Origin of the sequence: Staphylococcus nepalensis, from assembly GCF_014635045.1 — a bacterium.
Taxonomy (GTDB): domain Bacteria; phylum Bacillota; class Bacilli; order Staphylococcales; family Staphylococcaceae; genus Staphylococcus; species Staphylococcus nepalensis.
In genome coordinates this window covers 78813-94273 of the sequence record NZ_BMCF01000006.1, presented here as the reverse complement: position 1 = coordinate 94273, position 15461 = coordinate 78813, and the positions used below count along the sequence as shown (strand labels likewise).

Sequence of the window (15461 nt, the reverse complement as noted above, 5' to 3'; positions counted from 1 at the left end):
CCAATCTACGTATGAGCAGGATAAAGGAATCTTATTTTTTAAATTAGATTTCTGTTCTGCTCATTTTTATTTAATTAGAGATGGTGTGTATGCGTATAAGTAGTTATTTTTGATTTGCATTGCTGTAAAATTGGATGCTTTGTTTCGTACTTGAGACTGATATTTGATGAAATGAGTACTTTATTGTTTTAAAATAGTTATAATACACTTATAATAATCGTTGAATAACAATGGTGGGGATTGATGAAATGACTCAAGAGCAAGTACAATATTGGTTTGATTTATTTGGCAGTTTAGGATATATTGTTGGATTTTTATTGCCTTTTATTGAAGCGTTTATACCAGTGTTACCTATTATTGTATTTGTCATTGTCAATGTAAATGCGTTTGGATTTTGGATGGGTACATTATTAGCGTGGTTAGGAACTGTTCTAGGAAGTTATCTTGTATTTATATGTTTTAGAAGGTTAACCCATACACGATATATGCTACGATTACAACAACGTACATCTGTTCAACGGTTGATACATTTTATAGATAGAAAAGGGGTCATCCCCATTTTTATTTTGCTATGTTTCCCATTTACACCAAGCGCCTTAGTTAATTTGGTAGTGAGTTTGTCCCATATTAAAGCGCATGTTTATCTTGTCGTATTGTTCAGTTCGAAATTAATAATGATTGGTTTGATTGGATGGTTAGGCAATGATATTACGACGCTATTTACTGACCCATTAAGATTAATTTTGATTATAATTGTAATTGTGGTTGTATGGTTTATTGGTAGGAAGCTTGAGCGATATTTTATGCATTCTCCAGAGGAGTGACAAGTTGAGTAAGATAGTAAAACATTTGATTTCTATTATATTTGCGATTATTATTGTCATATTGATTCAAGCGTTTGTAATTACCGGTGCTGTGATTCAAGATAAAAGTATGAATCCGACATTGAAACAAGACGATCGTGTAATTGTTAATAAAATCAAAACAACATTTAATTTATTAAATAATAATGATATTATCATGTACCGTAAAGGTAATGATACCAATTTTGGTAGAATTATCGGAAAACCTGGTCAATCTATTGCTTTTAAACAAGGGCAGTTGTATAGAGATGACAGACAAGTGAAAGAAAGTTATACTGATACGCGTATTGATGAATTATCTCTTAGAAATGTTAAAGGGTCTGAAGGAGATATTATTCCACCGGACGTTTATTTTGTACTTAATGATAATCGTAATAATAAACATGATTCTAGAACAATTGGCTTTGTTCGACAGGAAGAAATTATTGGTGACATCAGTTTAAGGTATTATCCTTTTGATAGATTCACAGCAAACTTTAATTAAATGGACGAGGTGTAAACAGTGAAAAAAGAAATATTAGAATGGATTGTGTCAATCGTTGTTGCTGTAGCGTTAGTGCTATTGATTACAAACTTTGTCGCAAAGTCATATACAGTAAAGGGTGACTCTATGGATCCGACACTTAAAGATGGAGAACGCGTAGTAGTCAATTTAATAGGTCAAAAACTAGGTAGTTTAGAAAAAGGTAATGTTATTGTATTTCATGCTACAAAAGAAAATGACTACGTCAAACGTGTCATTGGTACACCTGGAGATGAAATAGAATATAAAGATGATCAACTCATCGTTAATGGTAAAAAAGTAGATGAACCTTATTTAGATTATAATGAAAAACATAAATTAGGTGAATACATTACTGGTAGCCTTGAAACGAAAGATATCAACCAAGTAGACGGTAAGAATAAAATTCCAAAAGATAAATTGCTAGTGCTAGGTGACAACCGTGAAGTTAGTAAAGATAGCCGTTCATTTGGTTTAATTGATAAAGACCAAGTTGTAGGTAAAGTATCATTTAGATATTGGCCACTTAATGAAATGAAATTTGGATTTAATCCGGATACAAACTATGAATAAATAAAAAGTACAAAAAGCTTGAGACATTGAAATATTTCGGACTCAAACATAATAAAGGTAACAGAAGATTGGTTTGGAAATATCTTCTTTTCCAGTTTTTTACGATTTATCTGTGCCTAGGGCAGAATTAAGAAATCTGATTTTGAAAATAGATTTCTGTTCTGCCCTTTTTTATATAAGGTAATATTTAAACTATGTAAGGTTATTAGTCATCAACCCATTGAAAAATACAAAATAATTAAAGATGGACGAAGTACAATTTGTTATATGTTAAAATGTGATTCAAAGGAGTTGGCATATGCAATGGAATTAAATGCATATATCGGGAGAGCCGGTACTGGCAAATCCCACAATATAATAGAAGAAATAAAAAATAAAATGAAACAGGATCCGTTAGGAGATCCCATTGTATTGATTGCACCTACACAAAATACTTTTCAACTTGAACAAGCTTTTGTAAACGATGCAAGTTTATACGGTAGTTTGAGGACTGAAGTGCTCCATTTCGAACGTTTAAGTCATCGAGTATTCCAAGAGGTTGGTGGATTGACAGAACAACAATTATCCAAAGCAGGTACTGAAATGATGATTTATGACATCATTCAAGCATACCAATCAGAATTAAAACTATATCAATCGCAAGTTAAATACTATGGTTTCAGTGAAAAACTCTATGAACAAATACAAGATTTTAAAAAATATGCAGTTTCTCCACAAGATTTAGAATCATACGTCGCTGCGAATGATTTACAAACAAGAACGAAGCATAAATTAGAAGATATTGCGTTAATTTATAAGCACTTAGAAGATAGAATTACTGGTGAATATGTTTCTACAGAGGATAGTTTACAACGCTTTATTTCGCTCATGCATCAATCTGAATGGTTAAAACGCGCTGAAATATATATTGATGGGTTTCATAACTTTTCTACAATTGAATACCAAATGATTCGTGCTTTAGTACAAAATACGAAAAAAGTAACAGTCGCATTAACGACTGATGGGGATAAAGACGTCTTTAGTTTATTTAGAAAAGCCTCAGAGTCATTAACACATATTGAAGATATTGCTGATGACTTAAATATTCGTTTGAATAAGAAGCGGTTTAATGATTTACAAAGATTTTCTAACAAAGAACTAATGCATCTAGAACAAAATTTTAATGCACTACAATTTGAATCTATCGCTTCAGAAGGCCATATATCTATCATAGAATCATCAGTTATGCGTGAAGAAATTAATGAAGTTGCAAGACGTATCTTAAAAGAAAATCGAGAATTGGGTAGACGCTTTCAAGATATTGCTATTTTATATAGAGATGAAACGTATGCTTATTTAATGGAATCCATTTTACCCCAGTATGATATTCCATATAACATTGATATTAAAGCTTCAATGACACATCATCCTATTATGGAGATGCTCCGATCATTAATTGAAGTCCTACAAACAAATTGGAACTTTGATCCCTTAATGCGTTTGTTTAAAACCAATGTATTAACAAAAAAATATAAAGATAGCCAATATCTTATTGATATTTTGGAGAACTTTGTATTAGAACGAGGGGTTTACGGGAAACGGTGGATCGATGACCAGTATTTCCAAGTTGAGCAATTTAGAAAAATGGGCTTAAAACGACAACCATTAACAGATGAAGAACGTCATACGTTTGAAAGAGTGATTCAATTAAAAACGGATGTTATAGATAAAATTATGCGTTTTGAAAATCAAATGGCTGATGCTTCGACTGCTGTAGAATTTGCTACGGCATTTTATGAAGCAATAGAAACATTTGATTTACCGAGTCAATTAATGACTGAACGTGATACGTTGGATACGGAGGGTGAACATCGTAAAGCTGAAGAAATAGATCAACTATGGCATGGTTTTATCCAAACGCTAGATGATTTAGTTACTGTATTTGGTACTCAAACGATGACACAAAATAGATTTTTAGAACTGTTAGATATTGGATTGGATCAGTTAGAGTTTGTTATGATTCCTCAGACACTTGACCAAGTGAGTATTGGTACAATGGATTTAGCTAAAGTCGATAATAAACAACACATATATCTTGTTGGAGTGAATGATGGTGTACTACCACAAACTGTAAGTTCATCTGGACTGATTACAGATGAGGAAAAGAAATATTTCCAGGAACAATCAGCTATTGAGCTCAGCCCTACAGCTGATATATTACAAATGGATGAAGCATTTGTATGTTATATTGCTATGACTCGAGGATGTTCAGATGTTACCTTTTCATATTCGTTGATGGGTACTAAAGGCGATGAAAAAGAACCTAGTCCATTCTTAAATCAAATTCAACAACTATTCACTAACCTAGACATACAAAATATCCATCACCAACATCAAGCAAACCCACTTACATTAATGGAGCATCCTCATCAAACAAAGATTGCTTTATTCGAATCACTGAAAGCTTGGCTTGATGATGAGATTGTTGCTGATACATGGCTAGATACATATCAAGTCATGAGAGACGATGCTCAACTCAATGAAGGATTGACTTATCTATTATCAGCATTAACTTATGATAACGAAACGGTACAACTTAGCGAATCGTTATCAAAAGATTTATACGGTACGACTATCAATGCAAGCGTGTCACGTTTTGAAGGTTATCAATCATGTCCTTTTAAACATTTCGCTTCACATGGATTAAGACTTAATGAGCGTACAAAATATAAATTAGAAAATTTTGATTTAGGAGATATTTTCCATCAAGTGTTAAAATTTATTTCAGAAAAAGTGAATGGTGATTTCAAAAATTTAAATGTAAACCAAATTCATAAATTAACAAGTGAAGCATTATCTGAAATACTACCAGAGATACAATTTAATTTATTAAATTCCACGGCTTATTATCGATATTTATCACAACGTATAGGTTCTATTGTTGAAACGACATTAACTGCATTAAAATATCAAGGCAGTTATAGCAAATTTATACCTCAACGATTTGAAGCGGGCTTCAGAAGAAAACCTAGAGACAACGAGGAATTATATGCCCAACCGTTACAAACAAAACAAGGCATCCCTATTAATATTCGTGGTCAAATTGACCGTATCGATACGTATAATCATGGAGAAGAAAGTTTTGTAAACATTATTGATTATAAATCTTCTAAATACAGTGGTACGCTCGATCTGACGAAAGTTTATTATGGTATGCAAATGCAAATGATGACGTATATGGATATTGTACTGCAGAATAAATCTAGACTTGGGCTAACAAATATGACAAAACCTGGTGGCTTATTGTATTTTCATGTACATGAACCACGTATTAAATTGGCTTGGAATGAATTAAATGAGACTAAACGTGATACAGAATTTATTCAATCATTTAAATTAAGTGGTTTGTTGAACAGTGATGATGCTGTATTAGAAGCTTTCGATACAAGGTTAGAGCCGAATTATAATTCAGATATTGTGCCACTTGGTTTGAAAAAAGATGGCGGCATCAAGCGTAATAGTAAAGTTGCTGATGAAAAGACTATATATAAATTAATCCAACACAATAAACGGAATTTTATTGAAACAGCATCTAATATTATGGATGGTCACACAGAAGTTGCACCAATGAAATATAATCAAACGTTACCATGCGATTTCTGTAATTATAAACCTGTGTGTCATGTAGATGGCATGATTGACAGTAAAAGATATCGAACTGTAGATGAAGCAATCAACCCGCTAGAAGCAGTTCAAGATTTGGAATTAGAAAGTGAGGAAGAAGAATGATGAGTGAGATTCCTGTAAAACCAGCTGATACCAGATGGACTGATAATCAGTGGAAAAGTATCTTCGCTAAAGATCAAGATATACTCGTAGCTGCTGCTGCTGGTTCAGGTAAAACAGCTGTCTTAGTTGAACGTATTATTCAACGTATCCTTAGAGATAAGATTGACGTAGATCGTTTACTCGTTGTGACATTTACAAATGCAAGTGCAAGAGAGATGAAACAACGTGTAGATCAACGTATTCAAGAAGCTTATTCTGAATCGCCTGACAATACCCATTTGAAAAATCAACGCATTAAAATTCATCAAGCACAAATTTCTACATTGCATAGTTTTTGCTTGAAGTTAATCCAACAGCACTACGATGTATTAGACATAGATCCAAACTTTAAAACAAGTGGGGAAGCAGAAAATATTTTACTACTTGAGCAAACGATTGATGAAGTGTTAGAACAACATTATGATATTTTAGACCCTAATTTTGTTGATTTAACAGAACAATTGTCTTCTGATCGAAATGATGACCAACTTAGGGCTATTGTCAAAAAAATGTATTTCTTTAGTGTCGCTAATCCTAATCCTGTCAATTGGTTACAAAACCTTTCAGTTCCATATGAAAATGAACAACAGCAAGAAGCACTGTTACAGCTGCTAAACGAATTGGCTATGATTTTTTTGACATCTGCGCTAGAGTCTTTAAATAAAAGTTACGATTTATTTATGATGCTTGAAGAAGTGGATAAGCAAGTTGCAGTTATAGAAAGAGAACAACAATTTTTAAAGCAAGCGATGGAAGATGGATATATAAACTCTGAAATCGTAACCCAACATGAATTTGAAAAAACGTTTCCGAGAAAAGATAAAAAGATTAAAGAAGCTAATGAAATGATGATAGATGCATATGATGATGGCAAAGCTTATTATGATGATTATAAAAAGTTAGTATCAAAAGTAAAAAACGATTATTTTTCAAGAGCTTCTGAAGATTTAAAATCAGATATGAAACGCTTAGCACCAAGAGTTTCGTACCTTGCGCAAATAACGCACGACGTGATAGAACGATTTAACCAAAAAAAACGTGGACGAAATGTGTTGGATTTTTCTGATTATGAACACTTTGCTTTACGCATATTAACGAATGAGGATGGTTCACCATCTACAATTGCAAAAGCTTACCGTGAACAATTCGAAGAGATATTAGTGGATGAATATCAAGATACCAATAGAGTACAAGAAAAGATTTTATCATGTATTAAGCGCGGGGAAGAGGCTGACGGAAATTTATTTATGGTAGGTGATGTAAAACAATCTATCTATAAATTCCGTCAAGCAGATCCTAGTCTATTTATTGGAAAATATAACCGTTTTACTTTAGATGGTTCAGAGTATGGTCTGCGCATTGATTTATCCCAAAATTTCCGTTCAAGATTCGAAGTGCTGACAACTACCAATTATTTATTTAAACACATGATGGATGAAGCAGTCGGAGAAATCGTCTACGATGACGCGGCTCAACTTTATTATGGTGCGCCGTTTGACAATGAACCGCATGATGTGCAGTTGAATATGCTCATAGAAGATGGCGCTTCAGATTTAAAAGGCTCTGAACAGGAAGCAGAGTATGTTGTGCAACAAGTTGAAAAAATTATGGATGAACGTGAAATTTACGACGTAAAAACACAACAATATCGCAAACCGACATATAAAGATATTGTTATTTTAGAAAGATCATATGGCCAAGCACGAAAAATTCAACAAGCGTTTAAAGACCATAACATTCCTTTTCATGTAAATAGTAAAGAAGGTTATTTTGAACAAACAGAAGTACAGTTAATATTATCATTTTTAAGAACTGTAGATAATCCGTTACAGGATATCTATTTAGTAGGTTTAATGCGCTCTGTTATTTATCAATTCACTGAAGATGAACTATCAAACATTAGAGTGTTTAGCCCTAATGATGATTACTTTTATCAATCTATACAACATTATATGGCACACGATGTTGCTAATAAGAAATTAGTGAAAAAACTACAAGCATTTTTAAATGATATTGCGATGTATCAAGAATACAGTCAGAGCCACCCTGTATATCAGCTTATTGATAAGTTTTACAATGATCACTATGTTATTCAATATTTTAGTGGTCTTATCGGTGGTAAAGGCCGTCGAGCGAACTTATACGGTTTGTTTAATAAGGCAGTTGAATTTGAGAATTCTAGTTTTCGTGGTTTATATCAATTCATTCGATTTATTGATGAGCTCATAGAACGAGGTAAAGATTTTGGAGAAGAAAACATTATCGGTCCTAATGATGATGTTGTGAGAATGATGACAATTCATAGCAGTAAAGGACTTGAATTTCCTTATGTCATTTACTCAGGATTATCTAGGAAATTTAGAAGAGATGAATTGCATAAACCAGTCATTTTAAACCAAAATTATGGATTGGGAATGACATACTTTGATGTTGAAACGAATTTAACTTATCCTTCGTTATCATCAGTGACGTATAAAGCTATAGCAGAAAAAGAGATGGTTTCAGAAGAAATGAGATTGATTTACGTGGCCTTGACACGTGCTAAGGAACAGTTGTTTTTAGTGGGGCGCGTTAAAGAAGAGAAAGAATTAGCCCAATTCGAGCAAATTTCAGTTTCGGACACACATTTACCAGTAAGTTACCGCATTACAGCGCAAAGACCGATTGATTTGATATATCCAATACTTTCAAAATATCAATCTTTATCTTTACCAAGAGAAATGCGCTTTGAACAATCGATCGAAGAGATTGATGCAACAATGAAACCACATGTCCAATTGAATACGGATTTTTATGAAGATATTGCTTCAGAAGAAGTTGTATCAGAAAATGAACAACGAACAGTGGCGGATATTGAACAATCAAATACTGGCAATACCCCAGTGAAAGCAAAAATACGCCAGCAATTAAATTATGAGTACCCTTACAAACAAGCTGTTGTAAAACCATCGAAACAGTCAGTATCAGAATTGAAACGACAATTAGAAACAGAACAGGCTGACACAAATTATGACAGAGTACGCCAATATCGTATCGGTACTTCTTCTTATGAGAGACCCGCATTTTTAAGTCACCAAACTAAGAGAAAAGCGAATGAGATAGGGACTTTAATGCATACCGTAATGCAGCATTTGCCATTTAAACAAGAACGTCTTACACCAGAAGAAATTGAAGTGTTTGTGAATCAATTAATCACTCAATCTATTATTCCTGAAGATGCAAAAATGGATATTCAATTTGAAGATATTTATAGATTTGTGGAAAGCGATTTATATCTAACCATTGCAACAAGTGAACATATCTACCGTGAGTTACCTTTTGTTGTTAACCAAACTAAAGTAGATCAGTTGAAAGATGCTGAAACGGATGCATCAATTATTCAAGGTATGATTGATTTGATTTTTATTAAAAATCATCAATATTATTTTGTTGACTATAAAACAGATGCGTTTAATCGTCGTTTGAGTATGTCAGATGATGAAGTAGGAAACCAATTGCGTTCTCGTTATAAAATTCAAATGGAATATTACCGAAATACATTACAGACAATCCTAAATGTACCCGTAAAAGGTTATTTATATTTCTTTAAATTTGGTCAACTTTCAATAGATGATCAATCGTAAGATGATTATTTTATAAAGGGAGCTGAAGGTATTGAAACAGCGGCGGATTTTTGAGTTAGATGCTTTACGCGGATTGAGTTTATTTGGCATTTTATTAATGAATATATTAGTGTTTAGTATGCCGTATGAAGAAGCTTTTCTTCCAGATTTGGTAAGTGGTTTTGATGAAAGTTTGTTACGTGGCATCACCCTTTTTGTGATCAGTTCATTTTATCCTATATTTACTTTTTTATTTGGTTATGGACTAGCAATCATGTACACCAATCGTTTAAAAAAATCGATGAATTACTATCCTTTTATATATAGGCGTTTCATTTTCTTATTGGTATTAGGTATGCTCCATGGTTTCTTATTGTTTTCAGGAGATATTTTATTCAGCTATGCATTTACAGGAATGATAGCAGTATTATTTATTAAAAAAACTGCGGGACAACTTTTAAAAGCAGCAATCATTTTATTTGCAGTGAAAATCATTATTCTTGTGTTACCAGCGTTTTTAATGACTTTGAACGACAATCCATACAGCACTTTTAGTATAAGTGGTTTGTCTGTTTCTGAAATTATAGCATTAAAACAAAGTGGTACTTATTCTAATTTTTTAAGTATTAATGTTAAAGAATATTTAAATAGCATCGTAGATACAGTAACATTTTCTGCATATTTTGAATTTTTACCATATATCTTATTCGGTATGGCAGCACAAAAATTTAATTTGGTAGAGAAAGTAAAACATAATCATAGCCGCACAATCATATCTTTAATTACGTTACTACTCATAGGTTATATGATTAAAATACCTTATGTAATTGATTATGGACATCAAGGCTTCAATATGATTAGTTCTATGATTGGCGGGCCTTTGGTAGGATTTGGTTATATTTTATTGTGTTTATATTTATGTCAGTTGAAGCAATTTTCGAATGTTTTGACCATTTTTAAATACCCTGGTAAGTTAAGTCTAACAGTCTATTTAATGCAGAGTTTTATTTTTACATTTATTTACGTAGGGTTAAGTTTATATAATCAGTTACCTTTATATCAATCTTATATTATTGTATTAGTTGTTTATGGCATACAGCTTGTATTCTGTTACTTCTATCTAAAATATTATAGATACGGTCCGATTGAATGGTTATGGCGTAAGGTAACGTATTTAAAATAGCATTTATAAAATGTTAGAGAGTATTGAATTTTTTGAAAATAGTGGGTATTTATTTGTGATTTGTTGGTAAATATAGTTATAATATGTAGTAAGATATAGATGAGGAGCTGATATTGAATGAAATTCCTATCATTCAGACATGAAGGACAGACATCTTATGGTGTGAAAGTTAAACGTGAAGAGGCTGCATGGGACTTAAAAAAAGTTTTTGCTGATTTTGCGGAAGGCGAATTCCACCCGAAAACATTATTAAATGGGCTTCAACAAAACCAAGTTGTCGATTTCCAAGAACAAGTTCGCAAAGCGGTAGTTGCAGCAGAAGATAGTGGTAGAGGTGAAGACTATAAAGTGTCGTTTACTGATATTGAATTTTTACCGCCAGTAACGCCAACAAATAATGTGATTGCTTTTGGACGTAATTATCAAGATCACGCAAGTGAATTGAACCACGAAGTTCAACGCTTGTATGTCTTTACAAAAGCAGCTTCATCATTAACTGGTGATAACAGTACAATACCGAATCATAAAGATATCACAGACCAGTTAGATTACGAAGGTGAATTAGGCATTGTAATTGGTAAATCAGGTGAAAAAATTCCTAAAGGTTTAGCGCTTGATTATGTATATGGTTATACTATTATTAATGACATCACTGATCGAAAAGCTCAAAAAGCACAAGATCAAGCATTCTTATCTAAAAGTTTAACAGGCGGTTGTCCAATTGGACCATATATTGTAACCAAGGACGAATTACCTACGCCTGAAGATGTTAACATTGTAACTAAAGTAAACAATGAAATACGCCAAGATGGTAATACAGGTGAAATGATTCTTAAAATTGACGAATTGATAGAAGAGATTTCTAAATATGTTGCTTTACATCCTGGAGATATTATTGCAACAGGCACACCAGCTGGTGTAGGTGCAGGTATGAATCCTCCGAAGTTCTTACAACCAGGCGATGAAGTCAAAGTAACAATTGATAATATCGGAACACTAACAAACTTTATTGCAGAAAAATAATAAAACATTAAAAGTAGGCTAGCTCAAAAGTTAGCCTATTTTTAATGGAACAAAAATAGTATATTGCTTTAATATGAAATAACGGATAAAATAAGCAGTGCAGAATTTTTTTGAAATACAGTTACTTTTTCCGTATGATAAGAGAAGCATTCTTTTAATTTTATAGTTAAAAGAATGGTATAGTTCTGTTTTATATATTTATAAAGTAAAAATGTGTGGGGGTAATCTTTTATGTTACATATGCATATTGCAAGTTGGGTATTGCTAATTATCTTGTTTTTTGCAGCATATTTTAATTTTTCTGAAAAACAAGGCGCGACACCTTATTTTAAACCTATTCATATGTTATTAAGATTATTTATGGTATTAGTCTTAATTTCAGGATTTTGGGTTTGGATTCAAGCATTTAGTTCTGATAATTCAGGTGGCCATATGTTGTTAACATTGAAAATGATTTGCGGTGTAGCTGTTGTAGCTTTGATGGAAGTTACAGTTACTAAACGTAAAAAAGGACAACCAAGCCACGGTTTATTGTGGGGGACAATCGTTGTATTTATTATTACTATGATTATCGGCGTTATTTTACCACGAGGACCAATTACACAAATGTTTGGTTTATAATGTGAAAAAAGATGCTATGACTTTATTGTCGTAGCATCTTTTTTATTTTGGCAGTAGATAGATAATTTTAAATTGAAGGGCGCAATGATATGTAAACATTAAAATAGCGTATCAAACGCGTACTTTGATTTTTAACATGTTCTATAGAAATGTATCAATATGCGGTTCTAATAGATACCATAGTTCATTACTTAACTCATCAATAGAGCATGGTCTAGCGTTCTCAACCCACCATATAATAACACCTACTATTGCTGAACCTAAAAATTGTAATGTTATTTCATTATCTTTCTGCCTTATAGATTGCATAAATTTTTCAGAAAGCGCTTGTCTTAATATATTTAAATCAGATTTTTGTATTAATTGTTTCAAGATAACATATTGTTTATCTATAGCTATGAGTATTTCACGCATATTTGTTTTACCATCTTGTTGAAGGTTCATCGTACGCTCGCATTTTTCAATTGCTTCAGCTAATATAAAATCTAATGATTGATTAAGTATGTCGTATTTATCTAAAAAGTTTAAATAAATCGTTCCTCTATTGATATTAGAAGCTTCGGCAATATCTTTCATAGATATTTTAGCAATGTCCTTTTTTTGCATTAGCTTTATAAAATTTTCGATAATAAGTTGACGTGATTTTTCTTTTCTTTTATCCATAATTATTCCTCATTTATCAACGATTTTTGAGATCTGTTCAATAATCGTCAATATACTTATTTTGTTTATTGAGTTTAACTTTTTATAATGATAAGTTCAAGTTAATGAACAAATGTTCGTTAAAAAGGAGGACGCATATGAATATTCTTATTTATGGCGCTGGAGTACAAGGGCAATATTTAGCACATACATTAAACAAAACTGATAATAACATAACATTATTAGCTAGAGGTGAAAATTATAAACACTTAAATAAGAGAGGGGTTGTATTGAATCATTACTTACAAAATAAAAGAACTACGGATCACTTTAACTATATAAGTCATTTAGGTAAGAATGATAACTATGATGTTATCTTTGTAACAATGAAGTATTCAGATTTTTACTCAGTTGTACCTTCAATAGCTCAAAATATAAGTACCAATATTATTTTTATAGGTAATAACACTAACCCCCATAAGCTTCGTCAAACAGTACTTCGCCAATCAATCACACATAAAAATATATCTTTTGGTTTTTTAATGACTGGCGGAAATAGAGGGGATAGTGCAACAACTGTTATTCGATTTAATGCAGGGGAATTAAAAGTAAGCCATCTCAATGGCGTAATACCATTTCATCATAAACTTGATACAATTTTTAAAAATTCATCTATAAAATTAACTTATGAAACAAGATTCGAAGATTGGTTAATGTCGCATGCAGCAATGATAATGCCTCTAAATACTGGGATATCTCTGAAAAATAAATATAAAGGTAATCAAAAGCAACTTATCAGTAACATCATTAAGTCATATAATGAATTACATTTATTAATTGAACATAGTAACTATAAGATCATCCCAAAATTACAGTCGATACTTTTTAAGAAATTTAAATATATTGCCTATCCGCTGTTAAAATTAATTATTAATATCAAAATGATAAATCAAATTCAAGGTTCAAATTCAGAAGTTAATGCTTTATACGAAGATATAAAGTTATTAAATAGGCCAACGGTGTTAACAACAAATCATTTAGATGATTTGATTAGGGAATCGATATAATAAAGTTGAATTGTATTATGTTTATTAATTTTTAGGTGTAAATAAGAATTTAATATCATTATTATAGTTGTTAAAACATATGGTTAAGAAAATATGGAGCCCCTTTATAAAAAATAAGCAATTTTTATAAAAGTATTCTGTTTTATAGAAATCTAAACCTTAAAGTACTAATATAAATAATAAAATCGATGATTTCTACTTAGTTCTCGTATAGAAATCATCGATATCTTTGTGTTTTTCAAGAAGGGGTTATTTTTATTTATTTCTAGCTTTGTAGCCAATCATATTAATGATATCTTTGGGTCTGCTATATGGTGGTGCGTAAGCAACTTCAAATTCAGTCAACTCATCAATGGTTAGTTTATTCATCATTGCCATAGATAAAACGTCGATGCGTTTATCTACGCCTTTTTTACCAACGGCTGCAGCACGTATGATACGTCTACTTGATTTTTCAAAATAAACACGTAAATGTAATTTAGTATTCCCTGGGTAATACCCTGCGTGTGCACCTTGATTGGCTTCAACTATTTGATAATCAAAATTTGATAATTCATTTGGCGTCACGCCAACACTAGCGAAGGTATAATCGAAGCATTTTACAATGTTTGACCCTAAATAACCTTTAAAGTGTATAGATGTATCTCCAGCTAGTTGTTCTGCTATAACACTTGCCCCTCTATGAGCGCCCCAAGCTAATGGCACATGTGCATTTAAATCTACATGACGATAATGAGAAGTGATAACATCACCTAAAGCATAAATATTACTAACATTTGTTTGGAAGCGTTCATTTACTGCGATGTAGCCCTTACTGTCTAACATCACATTAGATGATTTAATGAATTCAGAATTGGGTTTCACACCGACGCCTTCAATAATCATGTCATATGTTTCTATTTTTCCAGATTTAAAATGAACTTTATTACCATCGACTTTTTCTACTTCTTCATTTAAGCGATAGTTAATATTTCTTTTTTTCATTTCTTCAAAAATAGGCTGATTCATATCTTCATCCATCAATTTGTTAACACGCATAGAACGATGGATTAATGTAGTATCAATCCCTCTAACATGAAGATTATCTAATACTTCCAGACCAATATACCCTGCACCAATAACAAGGGCAGTTTTAACTTTTTGATTTTCGATAAAGTTTTCAATTTCATCTGTATCTTCCATATTTCTTAAGGTGAAACTGATATTACTGTTTAAGTTTAAAGTGTTAGCACTACATCCTGGACTTAGTATTAAAGTATCATACGTTTCTTCAAACGATGTATGATCTATTCTATTATAAACGGTAATTGTTTGTTTATGATCATTGATTGCTGTTACTTCATGATAGGGTTTCACAACAATTTGTTTGGATTTATAGAACGACGCTGGTGTTGCTTCAAGCACTTTATCCCTTGAATCTACTACTTCACCTAAATAATAAGGAAGTGCACAGTTTGCAAAACTCATGTCTCTATCTTTTTCAAATACTATAATTTCACTATCTTTATCTAGTCTTCTGATTTGGCTGGCAACAGTCGCGCCACCTGCAACGGCACCAACAACTAAAATTTTACCCAT

At 32.0% G+C, this 15461-nt stretch carries 11 protein-coding genes; 9 read left to right on the top strand and 2 right to left on the bottom strand.

Annotated features, from left to right (window positions below):
* The first annotated feature begins 248 nt into the window (after nt 1-248).
* The 8 genes from IEU88_RS09675 to IEU88_RS09640 all read left to right on the top strand — a co-directional run bounded on the left by IEU88_RS09675 (nt 249) and on the right by IEU88_RS09640 (nt 12174).
* The gene (locus IEU88_RS09675; RefSeq protein ID WP_096810504.1) at nt 249-824 is read left to right on the top strand and encodes a TVP38/TMEM64 family protein; all 576 of its coding nucleotides are present in this window, start codon (nt 249-251) and stop codon (nt 822-824) included.
* A gap of 4 nt (nt 825-828) precedes the next feature.
* Nucleotides 829-1347: a signal peptidase I gene (gene lepB, locus IEU88_RS09670; protein ID WP_096810503.1), complete on the top strand. Its 519-nt coding sequence runs from the start codon at nt 829-831 to the stop codon at nt 1345-1347.
* Between the two features lie 18 nt (nt 1348-1365).
* Entirely contained in the window at nt 1366-1938 is a 573-nt protein-coding gene (gene lepB / locus IEU88_RS09665) for a signal peptidase I (RefSeq protein WP_103372899.1), read from the top strand.
* A 303-nt stretch (nt 1939-2241) separates the two neighbouring features.
* Entirely contained in the window at nt 2242-5706 is a 3465-nt protein-coding gene (addB, locus tag IEU88_RS09660) for a helicase-exonuclease AddAB subunit AddB (protein ID WP_103372900.1), read from the top strand.
* The gene (gene addA, locus IEU88_RS09655; protein ID WP_174221770.1) at nt 5703-9368 is read left to right on the top strand and encodes a helicase-exonuclease AddAB subunit AddA; all 3666 of its coding nucleotides are present in this window, start codon (nt 5703-5705) and stop codon (nt 9366-9368) included. The genes addB and addA overlap by 4 nt, the downstream gene beginning before the upstream one ends.
* A 31-nt stretch (nt 9369-9399) precedes the next feature.
* The gene (locus tag IEU88_RS09650) at nt 9400-10530 is read left to right on the top strand and encodes a DUF418 domain-containing protein (protein WP_229719061.1); all 1131 of its coding nucleotides are present in this window, start codon (nt 9400-9402) and stop codon (nt 10528-10530) included.
* A 117-nt stretch (nt 10531-10647) separates the two neighbouring features.
* Nucleotides 10648-11553 (top strand): fumarylacetoacetate hydrolase family protein, encoded by a 906-nt coding sequence (locus IEU88_RS09645; RefSeq protein WP_096810499.1) that lies wholly within the window; start codon nt 10648-10650, stop codon nt 11551-11553.
* A gap of 231 nt (nt 11554-11784) precedes the next feature.
* Complete coding sequence (locus IEU88_RS09640; protein ID WP_096810498.1) at nt 11785-12174, top strand: YisL family protein; 390 nt, start codon at nt 11785-11787, stop codon at nt 12172-12174.
* A 141-nt stretch (nt 12175-12315) separates the two neighbouring features.
* Here IEU88_RS09640 and IEU88_RS09635 read toward each other — a convergent pair whose 3' ends face one another.
* Nucleotides 12316-12837 (bottom strand): TetR/AcrR family transcriptional regulator, encoded by a 522-nt coding sequence (locus IEU88_RS09635; protein ID WP_103372902.1) that lies wholly within the window; start codon nt 12835-12837, stop codon nt 12316-12318.
* 137 nt (nt 12838-12974) lie between these two features.
* Between IEU88_RS09635 and IEU88_RS09630 the strand changes: the two genes are divergently transcribed.
* Nucleotides 12975-13883: a ketopantoate reductase family protein gene (locus tag IEU88_RS09630; protein WP_103372903.1), complete on the top strand. Its 909-nt coding sequence runs from the start codon at nt 12975-12977 to the stop codon at nt 13881-13883.
* 255 nt (nt 13884-14138) lie between these two features.
* Here IEU88_RS09630 and IEU88_RS09625 read toward each other — a convergent pair whose 3' ends face one another.
* The gene (locus IEU88_RS09625) at nt 14139-15461 is read right to left on the bottom strand and encodes a CoA-disulfide reductase (protein ID WP_103373523.1); all 1323 of its coding nucleotides are present in this window, start codon (nt 15459-15461) and stop codon (nt 14139-14141) included.

What these genes read in the sequence shown, in the direction of transcription:
- IEU88_RS09675 (WP_096810504.1), top strand. Translation starts at nt 249, where the DNA reads ATGACTCAAGAGCAAGTACAATATTGGTTTGATTTATTTGGCAGTTTA.
- addB (WP_103372900.1), top strand. Translation starts at nt 2,242, where the DNA reads ATGGAATTAAATGCATATATCGGGAGAGCCGGTACTGGCAAATCCCAC.
- addA (WP_174221770.1), top strand. Translation starts at nt 5,703, where the DNA reads ATGATGAGTGAGATTCCTGTAAAACCAGCTGATACCAGATGGACTGAT.
- IEU88_RS09645 (WP_096810499.1), top strand. Translation starts at nt 10,648, where the DNA reads ATGAAATTCCTATCATTCAGACATGAAGGACAGACATCTTATGGTGTG.
- IEU88_RS09640 (WP_096810498.1), top strand. Translation starts at nt 11,785, where the DNA reads ATGTTACATATGCATATTGCAAGTTGGGTATTGCTAATTATCTTGTTT.
- IEU88_RS09635 (WP_103372902.1), bottom strand. Translation starts at nt 12,837, where the DNA reads ATGGATAAAAGAAAAGAAAAATCACGTCAACTTATTATCGAAAATTTT.
- IEU88_RS09630 (WP_103372903.1), top strand. Translation starts at nt 12,975, where the DNA reads ATGAATATTCTTATTTATGGCGCTGGAGTACAAGGGCAATATTTAGCA.
- IEU88_RS09625 (WP_103373523.1), bottom strand. Translation starts at nt 15,461, where the DNA reads ATGGGTAAAATTTTAGTTGTTGGTGCCGTTGCAGGTGGCGCGACTGTT.